Raw genomic sequence first — 21,364 nt, 5'->3', positions numbered from 1 at the left:
CCGTGACACAGATCGTCGGTCTGTCGCCGTCGGGGCCGCCACGATTTGCCGGCCCGATCCATCCCGCGGCGGCTGCAATATTTTGCCGGGCCCGAGCCCGGCCGGAGCAAGACTTGGTTTAAGGACGTCTTACTTGGACGGCGAGGCCGGGTTCTGGCCCGAGGGGCCCGGGGTGCGGTGATCGAGCGGCGCCTGCGGCTCGGTGCCGGAGGAGGACCCGGTCGAGGCGCCCGGCACGTCGCGGTTGCGGTTCTCGGCCGTCGCGTTGCCGCCGGGATTGGGCGCGTCCTTGGCCGCCGATTCCTCCCGCGGCACGGGGGCCTGGCTCCAGCCGTCGTTGGCGCTGCGGGACTTGTCGCCCATCGCGTCGACGCCCTTGATCTCGCCGGGCTTGGTCTGGGCGTGCCCGGGGGTGCAGGCGAGCGCGATCGCCAGGGCGGCGGCGGCGGAGATGAGGCGGGGGAGGAGCACGCGCGGGGTCCGGGGTTCTGAATCGGGGAATCGACGGGATCTCAACCGGCCAACAATCCCCCGCCGCGCACGGTTCCGATTCCGCGACATCTGCGGCCTGCCGGTGACGAGGCCTTAACCAAGCTTTGCCATTCTGCCGGGATGTCGGAATGGCGTGAGGGTCCGGTGGTCATGGCGAAGCCGCAGACGTCCCGGCCGGGCGAGACGCCCCAGACCCAGCCGCCGCTGAACCCGAGCGTGCGCCGCCACCTCGGCCAAAACCTGCGCAACCTCTACGCCGACACCCTCTCCGCCCCGGTGAGCGAGCGCCTCGAAGCGCTGATCGCGCAGCTGGACCGCCCGAAGGACTGAGGAAGACTCGGCGCGAGGGTCTTCGCTCTGCGGCTCGGTTTCCGGGGGTCGCCTGGGGGTGGCGAGCGGCCGAAAAGCTGCCGTTCGACCATCGGCCTGGGCCGGCGCCGCGATCCGCGCGCTCATGAGCCGGAAGGCGCCATGCTCCGCAAAGCCGTGCCGACGGCCGGTGCCCGCGCACGGGCACCGGTGCGGGCGTCGCCGAGGTCCCGGGCGCGCAGGGCAGGGGTCGCGGGCGCGCAGGGACAAGACGGTCGGTCACCCCGGCTCGCGCAGGTTCGTGAAGTTCGCGACGATGCCGGGCGCCCGGCTGCCCTTCCGGGACGAGGCCATCAACCGGACGTGGTAGCGGGCGCCGTCCGCGCCCTCGATCGTCCGCTCGGAGGGCCGGCGCGTCGCCAGCACCGTCGGGATCTCGTCCGACAGCCACGTCAGGGCGATCGGCGCCGAGAAGTTGCGCAGGGACCGGCCGACGTCGCTCGGCTGCAAGCCGAAGATCTGCGCCGCGGCACGGGTGAACATGCGGATGTGGAGATCCGGCGTGAGGAGCACGCTGGCGACGTTCATGCCCTCGAACAGCGTGGCCTGGTCGTCGCTCAGCTGATCGATCGCCTCGATCTTCGACGTCAGCTCGACGTTCATCGTCTGAAGCTCTTCGTTCAGAGACTGCGTCTCCTCCTTCGCGGCCTCGAGCTCCTCGTTGGCGGCCTGCATCTCCTCGTTGACGGAGTACAGCTCCTCGTTCGAGGATTTGAGCTCCTCGAGGGAGGTCTCGTACTCCTCGATCACGGATTGGAGCCGCTCGCGCGTGCTGCTCAGCTCGCGCTCCAGGCCGTGGATCGCCGCGTCCCGATCGTCGGCTTCCAAAGCCTGCCGCCGCTCCTTCTCGACGGGGGCGGCGGCCTCGTCGAACACCACCAGGAACAGCGGCTCCGTCTCGCTCGGCGTGTGGAGCGGCTTGACGACCAGGGTGATCGTCTGCAGGCGCCCGTCCGGAAGCTCGACGCCGATGCTGTCGCGCACGACCCGGGTGTTGCCCTCGATCGCCTCGCGCAGGGCCGTCCGGAGATCCAGCCGCAGGCCCTTGCGCGCCATCGCGGCCAGCTCCCGGGTCGGCTGGCCGGGCACGACCTCCAGATGATCGCCGATCCGCGACGAGTAATGCACGGCCTCGCCCGTCCGCGTCACGACCGCGTGGGGGGGCGTGAACTCGGACAGCATCAGCATCTCGACCGTGTGCCGCAGGGCCGCGTGCGTCTTCACGTTGCGCCGGTGCGGATGGCCGGTCCCCACGAAGACCGCCGTGTCCGGCCCGGACATCGGCGGCAGCCGGGCCGGCGGGATCGCGTCCCGCGCCTGGAAGATGCGGTGCCGCTTGTCGATCGTCTCGAACAGGTCCTCGAAGCGCGTCACGTTCTCGGCCATGCCGATGAACAGGTAGCCGCGCGGACGCAGGGCGTAGTGCAGCACCGGCATCAGCTGCTGCTGGGCATCGACGCCGAGGTAGATCAGCAGGTTTCGGCAGGAGACTAGATCGAGGCGCGAGAACGGCGGGTCGCGCAGCACGCTGTGCGGGGCGAAGGTGCACAGGTCGCGCACGGCCTTCTTGACCACCGCGCTGTCGCCCTCGACGACGAAGTGCTGCGCGACCCGCTCGGGCGAGACGGCGGACAGGTAGGTCCTCGGGTAGAGGCCGGTCCGGGCGACCGTGAGCGAGCGCTCGTCGATGTCGGTGGCGAAGATCTGCACGCGCGGCGGATCCGCCAGGGTGAGCATGTGCTCGCGCAGGAGGATGGCCAGGGAGTAGACCTCCTCGCCGGTCGAGCAGGCCGGCACCCAGACCCGCACGATCTCGGTCGCCGCGCGCGCATCGAGAAGCTTCGGGATGACGTGGGTGGCGAGCGCCTCGAAGGCGGCGGCGTCGCGAAAGAAGTTCGTCACGCCGATCAGCAGATCCCGGAACAGCGCCCCGACTTCCGCCGGGTCGGCACGCAGCCGCTTGAGGTAGGCGTCCGGCCCGGCCGCCCCGACCACGCCGATGCGCCGCTGCAGGCGGCGCACGAAGGTGTTGGGCTTGTAGCCCGAGAAGTCGTGCCCGACCTGCGAGCGGAGGATGACGAAGATCTCAGCAAGCAGCTCGGCGTCGAGCTCCTGCGCGGCCGGGTCGGCCTGGGCCTCCCGCGCGGCGGTGCTGTGCGCGGCGATCCGGTCGCCCATCCGTTCGGCCGGCTCGCCGAAATCGACGAAGCCGGTGCGCAGCGAGCTGAGCGGCATGTCGGGGGTCTCGGGCCCGAAGCCGTCCAGGGTCTGGGCCAAGGTCAGGCCGCCGTGCTCCTTGATCGCCTTGATGCCGATGGCGCCATCCCCGTCGCCGCCGGACAGGATCACGCCGACCGCGCGCTCGCCCTGGTCGAGGGCCAGGGCCGTCAGGAAGATGTCGACCGGCTTGGTCTCGCGGACCTTCGGCTCGAGCGGCCTCAACGTCAGCCGGCCGTCCACGATACCCATGACGAAACCGCCCGGCATGACGTAGATGCGGCCCGGTCGGACCGGCGCGCCGTCGGTGGCGGTCTCGACCTCCAGCGGCGTGAACCGGGCCAGGACGTCCGGGAGCTGGCTCTTGTGGTCCCGGCTGAGATGCGTGACGATGACAAAGGCTGCCCCGAGCGTCTCCGGCACCCCGCGGAAGAAGCCCTGCATCGCTTCGATGCCGCCCGCGGACGCGCCGATGCCGACGATCGGAAAGTGGTCGTGGTCCATCACGATGTTCTGAGCCTTCGGATCGATGCAATGCCGTTCGTCGGGTCCCAGCATCCTGCGTTCTCGCCCGATGTCGAGGACGGCCGTGCGGATCAGCTGTCGTGCGTGGCCTCCTGCACGACGTAGGCGAGGCAGCGGGCCCGGGCCTCGGGGCTCTTCAGCCGCACGAACAGCCGCAGCAGCGCCACCACTTCGGGGAGATGATCCAGGCCCGCCACGGCGGTTTCGGTGTCCGGTGCCCGAGCCGGGTCGGCGGTCAGGAAGGTCGCCACCGGAACGCCCAGCGACCGGGCGATGCGGACCAGCGCACCGGGGTCGTCGTCCTGCAGGTCGTCACCGTTCATCATGACCGTCCGCCGATCCCCGCGCCGCGGCGATCAATGCACGGCGATCCCGGCCACGCGCGGTCCCATCACGCCGGCGATGCGACGCCCGACATGATGGAGCACGTGACCGAGGAGCAGGCGGGTCTGGGTGTCGGGGTCGTCTTCCGCAGCCTCGTAGGCCTCGATGAGGGACGCCACCAATTGGTTCGACGGGCCGGGGGCGTCGTCCATGCAGGATGCGAGAGGCCCCGCAGCGGTCTGCTCCCGGGAGCGTAGGACGAGCGCGCGCGAGGCCTGGAGCGTCCGCCGCGTCTCCTCGGCCATGGCGCGCAGCTCACGGGCCACCTCAAGGCACCGATCTGCTCGTGAGCGGTCTATCATCGGCGCTCCGGTTTCCGTCCCATGCCCGCACATCGACGACTTCTGTGCGGCAGATCGGAACGTGCACGCAATTTATAGATGTGGCAATCCGACGATTGCGTTCGAGGGCGATCGGGAGGACCGAACGTCAGCATGCGGGGCAGGTCGGCTTTCGCATCCATCGAGCAGACGCAAGTACAAGTCCCGCGTTCCCAAGTCGTCGCTCCATGCGCTGCCCGGAAGCGGACCGTCCGGCCTTGCCATGGGTCGTGCGCGGGCGCGACGGCGACGTCCGCTTCCGGTGGACCTGCGCGCGCGTCAGGTCCACCGGGCGCCCTTCATCGGCGGCGGCCTCCCGGAGCCGTACGACCCGAGCCCGACATCGGAACCGTGGCCGGCCGGCACGCGGGCTCGCGCCCGGCCGCGACGAAACGGCCGGTGCCAGGGATCGCACCGGATCCGGCCCTTCCGCCCGACCGGAATTTGGAATGGTTTGCAGTTTCGTGCACCTTAGGCGTGAATCGGGCACGCCATCCGGAACGCCAAGAAGGCCGGACGCCCGACGGTGGAGGAAACATGAACGAAATCGTCAAGCCGGACTCCCTGATCGTCGCGGAGGCCGAGAGCCTGACCGAGACCTTCTTCGGCGGCTGCCCGCACGATTGCCCGGACACCTGCTCGATGCTGTTCGAGGTGAAGGACGGGGAGCTGCTCGGCGTGCGGGGCAACCCGGACCATCCGATGACCCGCGGCGGCCTCTGCGTGAAGCTGAAGGACTACGAGAAGCGCCACTACCATCCCGACCGGCTGCTCTACCCGATGAAGCGCGTCGGCCCGAAGGGCGCGAAGCAGTTCGCGCGCATCACCTGGGACGAGGCGCTCGACACCATCGTCACGCGCTGGAAGGCGATCATCGACCAGCACGGCCCCGAGGCGATCGCGCCCTACAGCTACCTCGGCAACCAGGGCCTCGTGCACGGCTTGAACGGCGGCGACGCCTTCTTCAACCGCATGGGCGCCACCGTGACCGAGCGCACCTTCTGCGGCGAGGGCTCCTGCACCGCGTGGCTGCTCACCGTCGGCCCGACCGCCGGCCTCGACCCGGACAGCTACATCCACTCCAAGTACATCGTGATCTGGGCCTGCAACTCGGTCTCGACGAACCTGCACCACTGGGCCATCGTCAAGGACGCCCAGAAGAAGGGCGCCAAGGTCGTCGTCATCGACACCTACGCCTCGCGCACCGCCAAGGCGGCCGACTGGCACATCGCCCCGAAGCCCGGCACCGACGGCGCGCTCGCCATGGCGCTGATCAACTCGATCATCGCGCAGGGCCTCGTCGACCAGGACTACGTCGACAACCACACGGTCGGCTTCGCGGAGCTGAAGGAGCGGGCCGCGCCCCGCACGCCGGAATGGGCCGCCGCGATCACCGGCGTCCCGGCCGAGGACATCCGCACGCTCGCCCGCGAGATGGCGACCGAGCAGCCGGTCGGCATCCGCATGGGCGTGGCGCTAGAGCGGCATTACGGCGGCGGCCAGACCATCCGTGCCGTCACCTGCATCCCGGCGCTGACTGGCGCGTGGCGTCACGTCGGCGGCGGCGTCACCCAGTTCGGCGTGTGGGAGCATCCCTACAAGTTCGACGTGATGTGCCGGCCCGACCTGATCCCGGAGGGGACCCGCGTCGTGTCGAACCTGCAGATCGGGCGCGCGCTCACCGGCGAGCTGAAGCTCGACCCGCCGATCCTGTCGATGATGTGCTGGAACTCGAACCCCGTCACGCAGGCGCCCGAGACCGATAAGATCGTCGAGGGGCTGATGCGCGAGGACCTGTTCATGGTCTCGGCCGAGCACTTCATCTCCGACACGGCGTCCTACGCCGACATCCTGCTGCCCGCCACGATGGGCGCGGAGATGGAGGACATGATCCTGTCCTGGGGCCACCTCTACCTGACCTACAACACCAAGTGCGCGGACGCGCCCGGCGAGGCGATCCCGAACAACGAGATCTTCCGCCGGCTCGCGGCCCGGCTCGGCTACGCGGAGGAGAACTTCACGTGGTCGGACAGCGAGTGCCTCGAGCACTACGTCGACTGGTCGTCGCCGGCCTGCGAGGGCATCGACCTCGCCTACATGCGCGAGCACGGCTTCGCCCGCCTCAAGGTCGGCACGCCGGACGACCGGGCGCCGCACCGGGAGGGCAACTTCCCGACGCCGACCGGCAAGTGCATGCTGAAGGTGGAGGGCGCCACGAACTTCGTCGCGCCGCCGTTCCGGCAGATGTACGAGGGCTTCCAGCCCGGCGAGGCGCTCGATCCCCTGCCCGACTACCTCGGCCCGCGGGAATCCCACGCCAACGACCCGGAGCTGGCCAGGCGCTTCCCGCTCAACATCGTCTCGCCCAAGAGCCACTACTTCCTGAACTCCTGCTACGCCAACATGGAGGACAAGCAGAAGGGCCAGGGCGAGCAGTTCGTACTGATCAGCCAGGCCGACGCCGACGCCCGCGGCATTCGCGACGGCGACAAGGTGCAGGTCGCCAACGACCGCGGCGCCTTCAAGGGCGTGGCCCGCATCACCGACGACGTGACGGCCGGCATCGTGGTCGCGACTTTGGGCTACTGGCGCCAGCTCAACGAGGGCACGGTCAACAGCATCTCGTCGGGCGCCTTCAGCGACATGGGCCACGCGCCCTCGTTCTCGGACAACCTCGTCGAGGTCGTTCGGGCGAACTGAGGGCGTCGCCGGCCGTGCGGCCAGCAGGCGCCCCACGGGGCGCGTGCTGCCTGCGGACGGCGCCCCGGGCTTGGCCGGATGCGGCGGATGTGCGAGGCCTCGTCGGCGGTTGCGGGCGGACGCGCGGGGCGGCCGAGCCCCGGAGGGGGAGGCCATGGAACTCCTGATCGTCGACGACCACCCGCTGTTCCGCGAGGCGCTCGCCAGCACGATCGGCCTGTCCGATCCCGACGCGGTGCTGCACGAGGCCGACGGGATCGCGGCGGCCTGCGCGATGCTGGCCGCCCATCGCGGCATCGAGCTGACGCTGCTCGACCTGTCGATGCGGGGGGTGTCGGGCTTCGACGGGCTCGTCACCATCCGCGCCCGGTTTCCGCGCGTGCCGATCCTGGTGGTGTCGGGGCACGAGGATCCGCGCATCATGCGCGAGGCGCTGCACCACGGGGCGGCCGGCTATGTGCCGAAGGCGGTCGACAAGGCGACGCTGACGCGGGCGATCCGGGACGTGCTCGCCGGCGCGCTCGCGATTCCCGAAGGCCTCGCCGAGGCCGGGCCGCCCGCCCGCGGCGCCGCGCGGAAGGCGCCGCTCGCCGAGCGCATCGCCCGGCTCACCCCGCAGCAGATGCGGGTGCTGCTGATGATCCGCCAGGGCAAGCTCAACAAGCAGATCGCACACGCGCTCCAGGTCGGCGACTCGACCGTGAAGGCCCACGTGTCCGAGATCCTGCGCAAGCTCGAGGTGATCAGCCGGACGCAGATCGTGATCGACACCGCGTCGCTCGACTTCGACCGCCCGCAGGACGGCCATGCCGGCTGAGCGCGCGCGGTCTTCGCACCACACGCGATCTTGAGATCCGGCAGTTTCCTGCCGATCCGAGCGATCTTTGCAGCCTATGATAGCAACGGCCCGGTCCGGCCTTAACATGCGTCAACCGGACCGGCACGATCGACTGGTGCTTCGCCGGCGGAGCCCGGCCCTGTAGGCTCCCGACCCCGGTGCGACCTTTGCGACGACGCTCGGATCGCGCGGCTGATCCGCCGGTTGCCCTGCCGGATCGACGCCCCATCTTCCCCGTCGAGGGCGGCGTCAGCGAACAGGATCGACCGTGACCGTTTTTCGAACCATCCGTTTCCGCGGGCTCGCCCTCGCGGGCGCCCTCGCCGTGGCGCTGCCCGCCCTGGCCCACGCGCAGGAGATGCCGCGGATCGACCGCGCCCACAACGCCCTGCTGATCCACGGCAACTTCTGCGGCCCGGGCAACCGCGGGCCGGGGCACCCGCCGGTGGACGCCCTCGACCTCGCCTGCGCCCACCACGACGCCTGCACGCCGGACCGCGCCTCGGGCCGGCTGCCGCACTGCGCCTGCAACGACCGCCTGCGCGAGGAGGCCGGCCTCGTCGCCCACGATCCGCGCACGCCGCAGACCGTCCGCGACACCGCGCAGTTCATCTCCGACGGCGCCGACCTGCTGCCCTGCGACGACTGATCCGGCCCGACGCCGCCTCGGCCCGGCGGCCGCCCCCGCCGGGCCGCCGCCGCGGGCCGGGCGCCGCTCAGGTGTGGGCGAAGATGTCGACCTCGGGCCAGCCGTCGAGGTCGAGCCGGGCGCGGGTCGGCAGGAAGGCGAAGCAGGCCTCGGCGAGATCCGTGCGGTTCTCGCGCGCCAGCATCCGGTCAAGGCGGTCGCGCGCGGCGTGGAGGTGGAGCACGTCGGAGGCGGCGTACTCCACCTGCGCCGGCGTCAGCGTCTCGGCGCCCCAGTCGGAGGATTGCTGCGCCTTCGACAGGTCGACCCCGACGCATTCGCGGACCACGTCCTTGAGCCCGTGCCGGTCGGTGTAGGTGCGCGCGAGCTTCGAGGCGATCTTGGTGCAGTAGACCGGCGCCGGCATCACCCCGAGCGCCCGGTACAGCACCGCGAGGTCGAACCGCGCATAGTGGAAGATCTTCCGCACCCCCGCATCGGCCAGGATGCCCGCCAGCACCGCGGGCACCGGCCCATCGCGAAGGATCTGCACGACGTCGGCCGAGCCGTCCCCCTTCGAGACCTGCACGACGCAGAGCCGGTCGCGATGCGGGTTGAGCCCCAGCGTCTCGGTGTCGACGGCGATCGCCGCCCCCGGCTCATACCCGGCCGGCAGGTCGCCGCGATGCAGGCGGATGGTGTGGCTCGGCATGGTTTTCGGGCTTTTGGGGGTGGGGGGTTTTTCGGCGGGTATCATCCGCTGGGGTGGGGGACAAGGTTGAGGGGACGCGGGTTCGACGGGCTTGAACGAGGGCTATGGGAGGGACGGAGTTCGGCCTTTGGTCCGAAAGCGGGCGTTCCGCATGCGACTCTACTCAGATGCTCAGGCGCCGTTCGACCTAAAGCAAAACCGGTTACGCGCCCTTTGATTACTTCATCCAATAATTAGATTTTATCATGTTGCAAAAATAGAATTTATTGATATTTAGCGACAATCCAATGACCGTCTTCGAACATCATCTTAGCTTCCTCCAAGCTTTCCCCTCTACCTCCGCGTATATAGGTTAGTATCAACTCACATCCATGACCCCGTGCATTCACGAAACGGCGCGAGGGCAGCGATGTCTTTAAATCAGTTCGATTGAATGGCTCGTTTTTGTCGGCCAACTCTCCGAAAGCAGTCACTGCTTCCTTGGGCATGTCTCGACGAAAGGGGATCGGCACCCATTGATCGGCTGGATAAGGGCACGATAGTCCAGACATAGCGATGAGAAGAAAAAACATCAGCGAAGTCCCGCTAGATTTTATTAAAACTAATGATCAGAAATTGATAGAGGTTTCAGGAATGAACCTTCCTACAGTCCTTTTGCCAAATATTCCGATCGTCCGACGCTGCTTCACCCAAAACTGGAGCGGACCTTTCTCGGGCGCGAGAATGGTCGAAAGCGGTCAATGGAACTCTGTCAAGCGCCAACACTCTCCACTCCCGGCGCGCGGCCAATCCCCGCGCGCCGGCCCAAACTCCCAAAAATTCACTTCTGCTTGGCGATGACCTTGTCCTTGATGCCGTCGTAGACCGACTGCGAGAGGATCTTCTTCTGCACGAGGTCGTCCTTGCCCTTGTAGGGGCGGCCCTTGATGATCGCGGCCGAGCGGGCGGCGCCGATGCCGGGGAGCGCGTCGAGCTCGGCGGCGGAGGCGCTGTTGAGGTCGAGCAGGGCGCCCTTGGCGGCGTTCGGCGCGCCGGCAACGGGGGCCGAGGGCTTCATCGGGGCGGCCGGGGCGGCGGGCGCGGTCGCCGCGGGCTTGGTCGGGGTCGCGGGGGCGGGGCTCTGCGCCAGCGCCGGCGCGGCGGCGAGGCAGGCGAGAACGGCGAGGGTGCGCAGGAACTGAGTGGCCATGGTGGTCCTCCCGAAGGAACGGCGGCCCGGTGCCCGGCGCCGACGGCCTGGGGTGTGGGCCGGCGCGCTTGAACCGCGGCTTAACGCTGCGACACGCCGCCTCAGGCGCCGGTTCCAATCCCGAGCGGGCGCATCCGTTCCGTCATCGGGGCCCGGCGGCCGTCAGGGGCGCATCGCGGCGAAGCGGGCGAGGCATTGCGGCGAAATCCGCATCCCGTTCGGCACCGGGCCGGTCGGCGGCGGGCGGCGCACGCAGGTCTCGAGGTAGGCGAGCGCGGCCTCGAGCACGGTCTCGCTGAACGGCTTCGAGATCACCGCCGTCGCCCCCTCCATCTCCTCGGTGAGCTGGCGCGCGTTGGCGGTCATGAAGGCGGCGGTGATGCCGGCGCGGTCGCGGATCGCCTGCGCCACCTCGATCCCGGACGAGCCGTCGGCGAGCCGCAGGTCGATCAGCACCAGCTCGGGCCGGCACGCCTCGATCTGGGCGATCGCCTCGGCGGCGGTCATGGCGGTGCCGACCACGCGGTGCCCGGCCTCCTCGAGCATCATCTCGATCTGCATGAGGATGAGGGCCTCATCCTCCACCACCAGGATCCGCAGCGGTTCGGTCACGGCGTCTCCGAACTGTCCGCCGTCTCGCGCGGCAGGCGTATGTTGACCGTGGTCCCCGGCTCGTTCGACTGCCAGGCGATGCTGGCGTTCAGCTGCCGGCACAGGGTGCCGATGAGGCGCTTGCCGAAGGAGCGCTTCTCCATCACCTCGATCGGCATGCCGATGCCGTCGTCGGCGATCTTGATGGCGAAGTACTTGCCGTCCGGCGCGACCGTGACGGAGAGCCGGCCGGGGCGCTCGTCGGGGAAGGCGTGCTTGAGCGCGTTGGTGATGAGCTCGTTCATCATCAGCGCCACCGGCGGCGCCTTGGAGACCGGCACCTCCACCGTCTCGAGGTCAAGGTGCAGGCGGATGCCGTCGCGGCCGGAGCCGCGCACCAGGTCGTTGGAGAGGTCGCGGGCGAACTCGGCGACGTCGAAGCGCTCGACGTCGTTCGACTGGTACAGCCGCCGGTGCACGGTGCCGAGCGCCTCGACGCGGGTCAGCATCATCTCCATCGCCGCGCGCGCCGACGGGTCGGTGATCGCCTTGGTCTGCATGGCGAGCAGGGCGGCGATCATCTGGAGGTTGTTCTTGACCCGGTGGTCGACCTCGTGGACCAGCATCGTCTGCGTCGCGAGCGACTGGCTGAGATCGTGGGTGCGCTTGGCGACCTCGGCCTCGAAATGCGCCTTCTCCTGCTCGACCCGCATGTGCGCGTCGACGCGGTCGGTCACGTCGAGCTGCGAGGCGAAGAAGTAGGGCACCTCGCCGGCCTCGTTGGTGACCGGGCTGAGGTACAGCGCGTTCCAGAACGGGGTGCCGTCCTTGCGGTAGTTCAGGATGTCGATGGCGATGTCGCGCCCCGCCGTCACCGCCTCGCGGATGAGCGCGACGGCGCCGCGGTCGGTGCCCGCGCCCTGCAGGAAGCGGCAGTTGCGGCCCATGATCTCGTCGCGGGCGTAGCCGGTCATCCGCAGGAACGCGTCGTTGACGAACACGATCGGGTTGTCGGCCTGGCGCGGATCGGTGATGATCATCGCCATCCGCGTCGCGCGGACCGCGGCGGCGAACGGGTCGCCCTTGCCCTGCTCGGTGTCCAGGCGGCCGGTCTGGCGCCACGCGTCGGACGATTCCATCGAACGTGATCTCTCTCAACGGGTCGTATCCGCCGTCGGGTCGGTCGGGGTCACCCCACGTGCCGGCGGGACTTCAGGAGGCGGGGCGCCCGGTTCGTAATGCGAACAGCCGGGCGGCCCCGAAGCTTAACGGGGCATGGACGGGAAAAGGTTCAAAGAATTCTGCCCCCGCCCGACTTTCTTCCGCGTGGCACGCATCTTCGCCGGCCCCGGCTCAGGTTGCGCCCGCGGCATCATACCCCGCCGTCGGCAAGTATTGCGCCCCGCAGATGGCCGGCAACGGGCCGTCATCGTCGCACCATCCGGGGCCGTTCCCGAGCGGAGCGTCGCGCCGTTCCGGGGGCTCGCCGAGGGCGCGCGACGCCCCCTAGCCATGCCGGCCCGCCGCCGCTATAAGCGCTCCTTCGAATCTCCGTATCGAGCGGTGCGCGAGGCGATCCCGATCGGGAGACGCCCGGGCGCCGCTTTGGCGCCAGACCGCAAGGATTTCCCGTCATGGCCGTTCCGAAGCGCAAGACCTCCCCCTCCCGCCGCGGCATGCGCCGCTCGGCCGACGCCCTCAAGGCGCCGACCTACGTGACGGACAAGGATTCGGGCGAGCTGCGCCGCCCCCACCACATTGACCTGAAGACCGGCATGTATCGCGGCCGCCAGGTCCTGAACGTCAAGTCGACCGAGGCCTGAGACGGCCGTCCGGGATCAGGCCGTGAGCCGCGCCGTCTCGGCGTAGCGCGCGGCGGCGATCCCGGTGCGCTCCAGCCGCGACGGCCGCAGGGTCGGGTCGGATTCGACGATCATCTGCGTCAGGAAGCCTGCGAGCGGCCGCGTGCCGCCGCGGGCTTTTTGCGTGGCCGCGTCCTCCGGCGCCTCGGCCCGCCCGCCGGCAATCGCCACCAGGGCGCGGGAGGGCTCGGCCGGCCGCGCCGGCTCCCGCGGCTCGGGCGCCTGCGGCCGCACGGTCGCCCGTACCGTCCCGACACGCCCGATTGTCCCGATCTGCATCATCGCCCGCATCTCCCGGCCCGGTCGGGGCCGGCGCTGCAAAGGTGGGGCCGATGTTAACGGTTCGTCAACCTTTTATCGGCACGCGCCTCTCCCCTCCCCCGCACCCAAGTCGGGCCTGCCCGACCTGGGCACACGGGGTGCGGATCTCGGGCAAGCCCAAGATCCGTCGGGGGGCGGGAAGAGATCCCTACTTCTTCGCCAGCGCCTCGAGGCGCTCCTGCATCGCCAGCATCTGGCGCTTGAGGTCGTCGAGGTCGCTGCCGGCGGCGGCGGCCGGCGCGGGCGGGGCGGCCTGCCCGGCATGGGTGCCGGCGTTCGTCACGCCGGGCGGGGTGAAGCCGGTGAACATCTTCATGGCGTCGCCGAAGAAGCCCATGTTGGCCCGCACCTGCTGCTCGATGGCGCTCTGGAACGCCGACGAGCCGAAGCCGGTCGAGAACTTCTCGCGCAGGCCGTCCTGGTCACGCGCGAAGTTCGCCATCGAGAACTCGAGGAAGCTCGGCACCATCGTGCGCATGCTGTCGCCGTAGAAACGGATCAGCTGGCGCAGGAACGCCACCGGCAGGAGGTTGTCGGCGCCGGCCTTGTTCTCCTGCTCGAAGATGATCTGCGTCAGCACCGAGCGGGTGATGTCGTCGCTGGTGCGCGCGTCGTAGACGACGAAGTCCTCGCCGTTCTGCACCATCGTCGAGAGGTCCTCGAGGGTGACGTAGGTCGAGGTTCCGGTGTGGTACAGGCGCCGGTTGGCGTACTTCTTGATGACGGTCTGTTGTGCCTTGACGCTGTCCGCCATCTCTGCGGCCTCTCCCCGATCGCGCGACGACCACGGCCGGGCCCCCGCCGCCGGGAGCCGCCCACGCGCCGATCTCGACCTTAAGGCTTTCAGCCGGCGACGAAAATAGCAATCTGGCGCCTTTTCCCGCGGAATAATGCTAATTCCCGGCGCGTCCCGGGTCGCCCGAGCGAGCAGCCGCCGCCCGCCGAGCGTCACGCCCGGCGGTTCAGCCTTCTTGACTTCGATCGAGCGAGGCCCTTCATCCGGGGGAACGGCATTTTCGAGCGCGCGATCTCCAAGACGCGCCGGCCGACCACGAGGAGAACGTTTCAGATGGCAAGCGAAGACATCGTCATCGTCGGCGCGGCGCGCACGGCGGTTGGTTCGTTCGGCGGCGCCTTCAACACGGTGCCCGCGCACGAGCTCGGCAAGGTGGCGATCAAGGCCGCCCTCGAGCGCGCCGGCGTCTCCCCCGACGACGTGGACGAGGTGATCTTCGGCCAGGTGCTCACCGCCGGCGCCGGCCAGAACCCCGCCCGCCAGGCCGCCATCGCCGCCGGCATCCCCGAGAAGGCCACCGCCTGGGGCGTCAACCAGGTCTGCGGCTCGGGCCTGCGCACCGTCGCCATCGGCATGCAGCAGATCGCCAACGGCGACGCCACCGTCATCGTCGCCGGCGGCCAGGAGTCGATGTCGCTCGCCCCCCACGCGCAGTACCTGCGCGGCGGCCAGAAGATGGGCGACGTCAAGCTCGTCGACACCATGATCAAGGACGGGCTCTGGGACGCCTTCAACGGCTACCACATGGGCACCACCGCCGAGAACGTGGCGCAGGCCTTCCAGCTCACCCGCGAGCAGCAGGACCAGTTCGCCACCCGCTCGCAGAACAAGGCCGAGGCCGCCCGCAAGGAGGGCCGCTTCAAGGAGGAGATCGCCCCGGTCACCGTCCAGGGCCGCAAGGGCGACGTGGTCGTCGACACCGACGAGTACATCCGCGACGGCGCGACGGTGGAGGCGATGGCCAAGCTGAAGCCGGCCTTCTCCAAGGACGGCACGGTGACGGCCGCCAACGCGTCCGGCCTCAACGACGGCGCCGCCGCGATCGTGCTGATGTCGGCCTCGGAAGCCGAGCGCCGCGGCATCACCCCGCTCGCCACGATCAAGTCCTGGGCGACCGCCGGCGTCGACCCCAAGGTCATGGGCACGGGCCCGATCCCGGCCTCGCGAAAGGCGCTCGACAAGGCCGGCTGGAAGCCCGCCGACCTCGACCTGATCGAGGCGAACGAGGCCTTCGCCGCCCAGGCGCTCGCGGTGAACAAGGACATGGGCTGGGACGACGCCAAGGTGAACGTCAACGGCGGCGCCATCGCCATCGGCCACCCGATCGGCGCATCCGGCGCCCGCGTCCTCGTCACCCTGCTGCACGAGATGAAGCGCCGCGACGCCAAGAAGGGCCTCGCCACCCTGTGCATCGGCGGTGGCATGGGCGTCGCCATGTGCATCGAGCGCGCGTGAGCCACAGCTCTCCGGAGCCGAAAATCCGGCTTTAGGCCGGACGCAAAACATTTCGCGTGCGGACGCCATCCGCACGCGGCATGACGGCACCATCCGCGGGCCGGAGGCGACGCCCGTCGCACCCGGCCCGATCGCGACCGAGAACACGTTCAAGAAACTGGAGGAAACCATGGCTCAGCAACGCGTCGCCCTCGTCACCGGCGGCACCCGCGGCATCGGCGCGGCGATCTCGAAGGGTCTGGCGGCCAAGGGCTACAAGGTCGCCGCCAACTACGGCGGCAACGACGAGGCGGCTCAAAGCTTCAAGGCCGAGACCGGCATCCCGGTGTTCAAGTTCGACGTCGGCGACTTCGCCGCCTGCGAGGCCGGCATCAAGGCGGTCGAGGCCGAGGTCGGCCCCGTCGACGTGCTGGTGAACAACGCCGGCATCACCCGCGACGGCCTGTTCCACAAGATGACCTTCGAGAAGTGGCAGGCGGTCATCAAGACCAACCTCGACTCGGCCTTCACCGTGACCCGCCCGGTGATCGAGGGCATGCGCAACCGCGGCTTCGGGCGCATCATCCTGATCTCGTCGATCAACGGCCAGAAGGGCCAGATCGGCCAGGCCAACTACTCGGCCGCCAAGGCCGGCGTGATCGGCTTCGCCAAGGCGCTGGCCCAGGAGAGCGCCGCGAAGGGCATCACCGTCAACGTGATCGCGCCGGGCTACATCGCCACCGACATGGTGATGGCGGTGCCCGAGGACGTGCGCAACAAGATCATCTCGACGATCCCCGTCGGGCGGCTGGGCGAGGCCGAGGAGATCGCCCGCGCGGTCGAGTACCTCGCCGCCGAGGATTCGGGCTTCATCACCGGCTCGACCCTGACGATCAACGGCGCCCAGTACATCGCCTGAGCGACGGCGCGGGGGGCCGCCCGGGTCCCCCGCCCGGACCGGGTCCGCGGCCGCCCGACGCTTCCCGCCCCGGCATCGCCGGCGCGATCGGGCACCGCCGCCGGCTGCGGATGCGGCGGCGGGACGCAGGGGGGTTCTAGCCGGATCTGCCCGTCGCGGTGCCTATAGGCCAATGCACGCCGGCCGCTTTTTGCGCGCTCAACCCGCGATTGCTTTAATCGCTGGTGAGGAATCAGGCCCATGATGCGCGAAAGGGCGGATCGCGGGCGGCGAAGCACATCCATGAAGACGATCCTGGTCCTCACCGATCAGCCCGAGCGCGGCCGGAGGCTCGCCGGGCAGCTCCGACCGCTCGGCGAGCCGCTGGTGATCGACCTGCTGGATCCCTACCAGTCCCGGAACGCGCCCGACCTGTCCCAGGTGGTCGCCGTGGTCGGCGACGCCTCGCTGGCCCATTCGCAGCAGGTCTCAGGCCTGCACCGGTACATGCACCGGCTCGGCCCGGGGCGCGTCCCCTTCCTCTGCGTCCTCCACGAGGACACGCCCCGGGCGCACCTGCAGGCGCAGGCCCTCGGCGCGACCCGCACGCTCCGCGCCGACGCGGTGCTGCGCGAGCTCGTGCCGGCCCTGCGCGCCGTCGTGCCGGCGCCCTCGGTCGACGCGCCGGCGCCATCGCCCGCACCGGACGCCGCGCTTCCCTCCGCGCCCCCTTCCGCGCCCGACGGCGGCCGGACCGCGGTGCGGGCCGCCATCGCCGAGGCCGACACCGCGCTGACGCGGATCTTCGACCTCGGCCGCGCCGGCCGCGCCCCGGCCCCGGCGATGGCGGCGGCGGGCGCGGACCTCGTGGTCGGCGCCCTCAACAAGGCCGACATCCGCGGTTGGCTCGACGTGGTCTGGCGCTTCGACGACGCGACGCACCAGCACTGCCTGCTGGTGGCCGGCCTCGCGGCGGGCTTCGCCCGGCAGCTCGGCCTGCGCACGCAGGATTGCCGCGACCTGACCCAGGCCGCGCTGCTGCACGACCTCGGCAAGGCCCGCATCCCGCTGGCGATCCTCAACAAGCCGGCCCGCCTCGACGAGGCCGAGATGGCGGTGATGCGGACCCATCCGGTGCTGGGCATCGAGATGCTGCAGGGCCAGGACTACCCGGCGGCGATGCTCGCGGTGGTGCGCTCCCACCACGAGGCGCTCGACGGCTCGGGCTATCCGGACGGGCTGGCCGCGCGGCAGATCCCCGACCTCGTGCGCCTGATCACGGTCTGCGACATCTACGGGGCGCTGATCGAGCGGCGGCCCTACAAGCGCCCGCTCTCGGGCGAGGCCGCCTACGACCTCCTCCGCGGCATGACCGGCAAGGTCGACCCGGATCTCGTCAACGCCTTCAAGCCGATCGCGGAAGCCGTCGGCAGCACCATCGCCAGCGCGAGCGCCGCCTGACGTCTCTGCCCCGGGCGAACCGATCGACGCGGATCGCGTCGGCTCGACCTGCACGATGCGTGAGTGCCTTGGGCCGGCGAGGGAAGGCCCCGCGCCGCGTCCGGTCGCGCGACAGGCGGCGTGAGCCCGCGCGATCGCCCGACGGACAACGTCAGGCATGACGCTTGGCCCCGGCCACGCACAGGACGACCACGGCGGTGGCGAGCAGCATGCCCGGCGCCACGGGCTCGTGCAGCAGGAGGCCGGCCAGCGCCAGGCCGAGGAACGGCTGCAGCAGCTGGAGCTGGCCGACGCCGGCGATGCCGCCGAGCGCCAGCCCGCGATACCAGAACACGAAGCCGACGAGCATGCTGAACACCGAGACGTAGGCGAGCGCCGCCCAGGCCGGCCAGCCGACGTCCCACGCCTCCGGCAGGGTCGCGAGCGCCAGCGCGAGGGTGACAGGCAGCGACAGCACCAGCGCCCAGGAAATGACCTGCCAGCCGCCGAGCCGGCGCGACAGCGCGGCCCCCTCGGCGTAGCCGAGGCCGCAGAGCAGGATCGCGGCCAGCATCGACAGGTCGCCGGCGAGCGACCCGGCCCCGCCCTGCGCCAGGGCGAAGCCCGCGACCGCGAGGCCGCCGAGGCCGGAGAACAGCCAGAAGGCGGGCCTGGGCCGCTCGCCGCCGCGCAGCACGCCGAACACGGCCGTCGCCAGCGGCAGCAGGCCGAGGAAGACGATGGAATGGGCCGTCGTGACGTGCCGGAGCGCCAGCGCGGTGAGCAGCGGGAACCCGATCACCACGCCGAGCCCGACGATCGCCAGCGGGCCGAGGTCGCGCCGCAGCGGCCGCGGCGCGCGCAACGCCAGCAGCAGCCCCGCCCCGAGCAGCCCCGCGATCGCGGCGCGGGCCGCGGTGAGGAACAGCGGCGCGAAGCCGGCCACCGCCACCCGCGTCGCCGGCAGCGAGGCGCTGAAGATGAGGATGCCGAGGAGCCCGCTGCCCCAGCCCGCATGAGTCGCCCGGGCCGGGATCGTCGATGTCGAATTCGTCGGTTTGAGGATCGTCCGCATCGCGTTCGCCGTCCCGCCGGCCGCTCCGGCTGCGCCCGCGCCTTGACAACCACCCCAGGCCCATGCCGTCAAATGCCCAAAACCTCGCTTTTCATGCGAATCGGGCATGATGAACCCCGCCCATCTCGACCTGTTCCGCGCGGTGCTGCGCCATGGCGGCATGACGCGGGCGGCCGAGGCGCTCGGCATCGGCCAGCCGCACGTGAGCCGCGCGGTCGCGCAGCTCGAGCGCGACCTCGGCTTCCCGCTGTTCCTGCGCGGGCACGGCAGCGCGGTGCCGACCGCGGAGGGCGAGGCCTTCGCCCGCGAGGTGGAGCGCACCTATGCCGGGCTCGACCACCTGCGCGAGGCCGCCCGCCGCATCCGCGAGATGGGCACCGGGCCGCTGCGCATCGCCTGCCAGCCGTCGCTCGTCGCCCGCCTGCTGCCGCGGGCGATCGGCCGCCTCCGGGCGGCGCATCCCGAAGCCCGGGTGGCGGTGCACGTGCCGGCGCCGGACACGATCTGGTCCTGGGCCGCCTCCGGCCAGTGCGATCTCGGCCTGGTGCGCCCGCGCTCCGGCCATGTGGGGGTGATCGCCGAGCCGTTCCTGACGGTCGACGCGGTCTGCGCCCTGCCCCGGCGCCATCCGCTGGCGGGCGGGCGCGCGATCACGGTCCAGGACCTCGCCGACGTGCCGCTGATCGCCGGCGCGCCCGGCGACTTCCAGCAGGCGGTGGAGGCGGCGTTCCGCGACGCCGGCCTGGCGCCGCGCTTCGGCCCGACGGCGCAGTACACCGCCGCCCGCTGCGGCCTCGTCGCCGAGGGGCTGGGGCTGGCCATCGTCGACCCGGTCGCCGCCCGCGACCTCGCCCTGCCGATCGTGCTGCGCCCCTTCCGCCCCCGCCTGCCGATCGCGACCCTGCTGATCCGCCCGGCGAAGCCGCCGGGCCTCCTGGCGGAACGCCTGATCGGCTTCCTGCACGCGGCGCGCGACGCGGACGGCTTCTCGGCGGGGTGAGGAAGATGCGTGGTTCCGGGATGCCGTCCGACCGGGCCTGCCCCGCGCCAAAACCCCGTTGCCCTCGCCCGCGGGTCCGTGGGAGAGCGGAATCCCTTCCGCGATCACGGGTCTCGCGCGATCTCCTCCTCCTCCGCCACCCTCCTCGGCTGCGGCGCGATCCTGCTGTGGTCGCTGCTGGCGCTGTTCACCGCGGCGTCGGGGGCGGTGCCGCCGTTCCAGCTCGCGGCGATGACGTTCGCGCTCGGCGGCCTCGTCGGCTGCGCGAGCTGGCTGTCGCGCCGGGGCGGGATCGCCGCCGGCCTCGCGTCCCTGCGCCAGCCCTGGCCGGTCTGGGCGCTCGGGGTCGGCGGGCTGTTCGGCTACCACGCCCTGTACTTCGCCGCCCTGCGGCTGGCGCCGCCGGCCGAGGCCGGGTTGATCAACTATCTCTGGCCGCTGCTGATCGTGCTGTTCTCGGCGCGGCTCCCCGGCGCCGGCGGGCTGCGGCCCGGCCACCTCCTCGGCGCGGTGCTCGGGCTCGCCGGCGTGGTGGCGCTGTTCCTCGGCCGCGGCGACCTTCGCGGCGCCGCTGCGGGCTTCCTCTCGGACGCGGCCTTGCCGGGCTATGCGGCCTCGCTCGCCGCGGCCTTCGTCTGGGCGGGCTACTCGGTGCTGTCGCGCCGGGTCGGCGCGGTGCCGACGGATGCGGTCGCCGGCTTCTGCCTCGCCACCGCCGCGCTCAGCCTCGCCTGCCACCGCGCCTGGGAAGTGACGGCGTGGCCGGCGGGCGCGCTGCAATGGGGCGCCGTCGCGGCCCTCGGCCTCGGCCCGGTCGGGGCGGCGTTCTACCTGTGGGACATTGGCTGCAAGCGCGGCGACATCCGCCTGCTCGGCGTCGCGGCCTACGCCGCGCCGGTGCTCTCGACGCTGATCCTCGTCGCCGCGGGCTACGCCGCCGCGACCCCGGTGCTCGGCCTCGCCTGCGCGCTCATCGTCGCCGGGGCGCTCGTCGCGCTGCGGGCCTCGCGCCGCGGGACGTGAGCGGGAGCGGCGTCGCGTCCGCATCGACGATCCGCGGCGCCGCCTTCCCTCTCCCGGCCCGCGGGGCGAGGGGATGCGCGGCCGTCGTCTCGGCGGCCCGGCCCGGACGCGCCCGGGTCACCGCGGCGTCGGGCGCCAGTCAGGCGGGGCCATCTCGAAGCCGGCGAAGTCGAAGGCGGGGGAGACCGTGCAGCCGACCAGCGTCCAGGCGCCGAGGCTGGTCGCCGTCTGCCAATGGCCCTCGGGGACCACCAGTTGCGGCCGCTGCCCGCGCGCCAGGTCCGGGCCGAGATGGTGGGCGGCGGCGTCGTGGCCGTTCGGGCTCACGGTCAGCACCAGCGGCGCGCCGGCGTGCCAGTGCCAGATCTCGGCGGCGTCGACGCGGTGCCAGGCCGAGACCTCGCCGACGTCGAGCAGGTAGTAGATCGCGCTGCCGACCGAGCGGCCCCCGACCAGGCGCGGATCGCGGAAGGTCTCGCGGTAATGCCCGCCCTCCGGGTGGGGCCGAAGCCCGAGCGCCGCGATCACCCCGGCCGCCGTCATCTCCGCC

General features: G+C 71.0%; 22 protein-coding genes. 10 read left to right on the top strand and 12 right to left on the bottom strand.

Annotation, left to right across the window (positions count from 1 at the left end; all coding sequences use genetic code 11):
• Positions 1-129 precede the first annotated feature (129 nt).
• On the bottom strand, positions 130-471 hold the full coding sequence (locus MKK64_RS07295; protein WP_147860203.1) for a hypothetical protein: 342 nt from the start codon (positions 469-471) through the stop codon (positions 130-132).
• A 171-nt stretch (positions 472-642) separates the two neighbouring features.
• Between MKK64_RS07295 and MKK64_RS07290 the strand changes: the two genes are divergently transcribed.
• Positions 643-822 (top strand): NepR family anti-sigma factor, encoded by a 180-nt coding sequence (locus tag MKK64_RS07290; protein WP_147843913.1) that lies wholly within the window; start codon positions 643-645, stop codon positions 820-822.
• Between the two features lie 258 nt (positions 823-1,080).
• Here MKK64_RS07290 and MKK64_RS07285 read toward each other — a convergent pair whose 3' ends face one another.
• From MKK64_RS07285 to MKK64_RS07275, 3 genes are read right to left on the bottom strand one after another with little or no spacing between them, the layout of a single operon-like run.
• Complete coding sequence (locus tag MKK64_RS07285) at positions 1,081-3,636, bottom strand: CheR family methyltransferase (protein ID WP_243933077.1); 2,556 nt, start codon at positions 3,634-3,636, stop codon at positions 1,081-1,083.
• A 38-nt stretch (positions 3,637-3,674) separates the two neighbouring features.
• Positions 3,675-3,929 carry a hypothetical protein gene (locus MKK64_RS07280; RefSeq protein WP_243933075.1) on the bottom strand — a complete coding sequence of 85 codons (255 nt, stop codon included), beginning with the start codon at positions 3,927-3,929 and terminating at the stop codon, positions 3,675-3,677.
• Between the two features lie 30 nt (positions 3,930-3,959).
• Positions 3,960-4,253 (bottom strand): hypothetical protein, encoded by a 294-nt coding sequence (locus MKK64_RS07275; protein ID WP_147725363.1) that lies wholly within the window; start codon positions 4,251-4,253, stop codon positions 3,960-3,962.
• 591 nt (positions 4,254-4,844) lie between these two features.
• On the opposite strand from MKK64_RS07275, the gene MKK64_RS07270 reads away from it, so the two are divergent.
• The 3 genes from MKK64_RS07270 (at position 4,845) to MKK64_RS07260 (ending at position 8,494) form a co-directional block, all read left to right on the top strand.
• Positions 4,845-7,007 (top strand): molybdopterin-dependent oxidoreductase, encoded by a 2,163-nt coding sequence (locus MKK64_RS07270; RefSeq protein WP_243933073.1) that lies wholly within the window; start codon positions 4,845-4,847, stop codon positions 7,005-7,007.
• Between the two features lie 154 nt (positions 7,008-7,161).
• A complete protein-coding gene (locus tag MKK64_RS07265) occupies positions 7,162-7,824 on the top strand; it encodes a response regulator (protein WP_243933071.1) in 663 nt (220 codons plus the stop codon).
• A gap of 289 nt (positions 7,825-8,113) precedes the next feature.
• The gene (locus MKK64_RS07260) at positions 8,114-8,494 is read left to right on the top strand and encodes a hypothetical protein (RefSeq protein ID WP_243933069.1); all 381 of its coding nucleotides are present in this window, start codon (positions 8,114-8,116) and stop codon (positions 8,492-8,494) included.
• A gap of 67 nt (positions 8,495-8,561) precedes the next feature.
• Here MKK64_RS07260 and MKK64_RS07255 read toward each other — a convergent pair whose 3' ends face one another.
• The 4 genes from MKK64_RS07255 to MKK64_RS07240 all read right to left on the bottom strand — a co-directional run bounded on the left by MKK64_RS07255 (position 8,562) and on the right by MKK64_RS07240 (position 12,104).
• Positions 8,562-9,185, bottom strand: a complete 624-nt coding sequence (locus tag MKK64_RS07255; RefSeq protein WP_147730061.1) for a ribonuclease D — start codon at positions 9,183-9,185, stop codon at positions 8,562-8,564.
• An 820-nt stretch (positions 9,186-10,005) separates the two neighbouring features.
• A complete protein-coding gene (locus tag MKK64_RS07250; RefSeq protein ID WP_243933067.1) occupies positions 10,006-10,374 on the bottom strand; it encodes a ComEA family DNA-binding protein in 369 nt (122 codons plus the stop codon).
• A 162-nt stretch (positions 10,375-10,536) separates the two neighbouring features.
• Positions 10,537-10,986: a response regulator gene (locus MKK64_RS07245; protein WP_147729461.1), complete on the bottom strand. Its 450-nt coding sequence runs from the start codon at positions 10,984-10,986 to the stop codon at positions 10,537-10,539.
• Positions 10,983-12,104, bottom strand: coding sequence for a histidine kinase dimerization/phosphoacceptor domain -containing protein (locus tag MKK64_RS07240; protein ID WP_147729460.1), 1,122 nt, complete (start codon positions 12,102-12,104; stop codon positions 10,983-10,985). The genes MKK64_RS07245 and MKK64_RS07240 overlap by 4 nt, the downstream gene beginning before the upstream one ends.
• 495 nt (positions 12,105-12,599) lie before the next feature.
• On the opposite strand from MKK64_RS07240, the gene rpmF reads away from it, so the two are divergent.
• The gene (gene rpmF / locus MKK64_RS07235; protein ID WP_147729459.1) at positions 12,600-12,788 is read left to right on the top strand and encodes a 50S ribosomal protein L32; all 189 of its coding nucleotides are present in this window, start codon (positions 12,600-12,602) and stop codon (positions 12,786-12,788) included.
• Positions 12,789-12,803: 15 nt separating this feature from the next.
• Here rpmF and MKK64_RS07230 read toward each other — a convergent pair whose 3' ends face one another.
• The gene (locus tag MKK64_RS07230; protein WP_243933065.1) at positions 12,804-13,109 is read right to left on the bottom strand and encodes a hypothetical protein; all 306 of its coding nucleotides are present in this window, start codon (positions 13,107-13,109) and stop codon (positions 12,804-12,806) included.
• Between the two features lie 187 nt (positions 13,110-13,296).
• Positions 13,297-13,902, bottom strand: a complete 606-nt coding sequence (gene phaR / locus MKK64_RS07225) for a polyhydroxyalkanoate synthesis repressor PhaR (protein WP_243933063.1) — start codon at positions 13,900-13,902, stop codon at positions 13,297-13,299.
• 315 nt (positions 13,903-14,217) lie between these two features.
• Here phaR and MKK64_RS07220 point away from each other — a divergent pair, with 315 nt between their 5' ends.
• The 3 genes from MKK64_RS07220 (at position 14,218) to MKK64_RS07210 (ending at position 17,737) form a co-directional block, all read left to right on the top strand.
• The gene (locus MKK64_RS07220) at positions 14,218-15,399 is read left to right on the top strand and encodes an acetyl-CoA C-acetyltransferase (protein WP_147729163.1); all 1,182 of its coding nucleotides are present in this window, start codon (positions 14,218-14,220) and stop codon (positions 15,397-15,399) included.
• Positions 15,400-15,568: 169 nt separating this feature from the next.
• Positions 15,569-16,297: an acetoacetyl-CoA reductase gene (gene phbB, locus MKK64_RS07215; RefSeq protein ID WP_147729164.1), complete on the top strand. Its 729-nt coding sequence runs from the start codon at positions 15,569-15,571 to the stop codon at positions 16,295-16,297.
• A gap of 282 nt (positions 16,298-16,579) precedes the next feature.
• Entirely contained in the window at positions 16,580-17,737 is a 1,158-nt protein-coding gene (locus tag MKK64_RS07210) for an HD-GYP domain-containing protein (protein ID WP_243933054.1), read from the top strand.
• 151 nt (positions 17,738-17,888) lie between these two features.
• Here MKK64_RS07210 and MKK64_RS07205 read toward each other — a convergent pair whose 3' ends face one another.
• A complete protein-coding gene (locus MKK64_RS07205; protein ID WP_147860291.1) occupies positions 17,889-18,791 on the bottom strand; it encodes a DMT family transporter in 903 nt (300 codons plus the stop codon).
• Between the two features lie 106 nt (positions 18,792-18,897).
• On the opposite strand from MKK64_RS07205, the gene MKK64_RS07200 reads away from it, so the two are divergent.
• Positions 18,898-19,791, top strand: coding sequence for a LysR family transcriptional regulator (locus tag MKK64_RS07200; RefSeq protein WP_243933052.1), 894 nt, complete (start codon positions 18,898-18,900; stop codon positions 19,789-19,791).
• A 78-nt stretch (positions 19,792-19,869) separates the two neighbouring features.
• A complete protein-coding gene (locus MKK64_RS07195; protein WP_409567331.1) occupies positions 19,870-20,814 on the top strand; it encodes a DMT family transporter in 945 nt (314 codons plus the stop codon).
• Positions 20,815-20,931: 117 nt separating this feature from the next.
• Here MKK64_RS07195 and MKK64_RS07190 read toward each other — a convergent pair whose 3' ends face one another.
• Positions 20,932-21,357 carry a cupin domain-containing protein gene (locus tag MKK64_RS07190; RefSeq protein ID WP_409567918.1) on the bottom strand — a complete coding sequence of 142 codons (426 nt, stop codon included), beginning with the start codon at positions 21,355-21,357 and terminating at the stop codon, positions 20,932-20,934.
• Positions 21,358-21,364 lie beyond the last annotated feature (7 nt).

It is taken from the genome of Methylobacterium sp. E-025 (assembly GCF_022829705.1).
Lineage (GTDB): Bacteria > Pseudomonadota > Alphaproteobacteria > Rhizobiales > Beijerinckiaceae > Methylobacterium.
The sequence above is the reverse complement of the archived record's forward strand: the minus strand, read 5'-3'. Positions and strand labels throughout refer to the sequence as shown.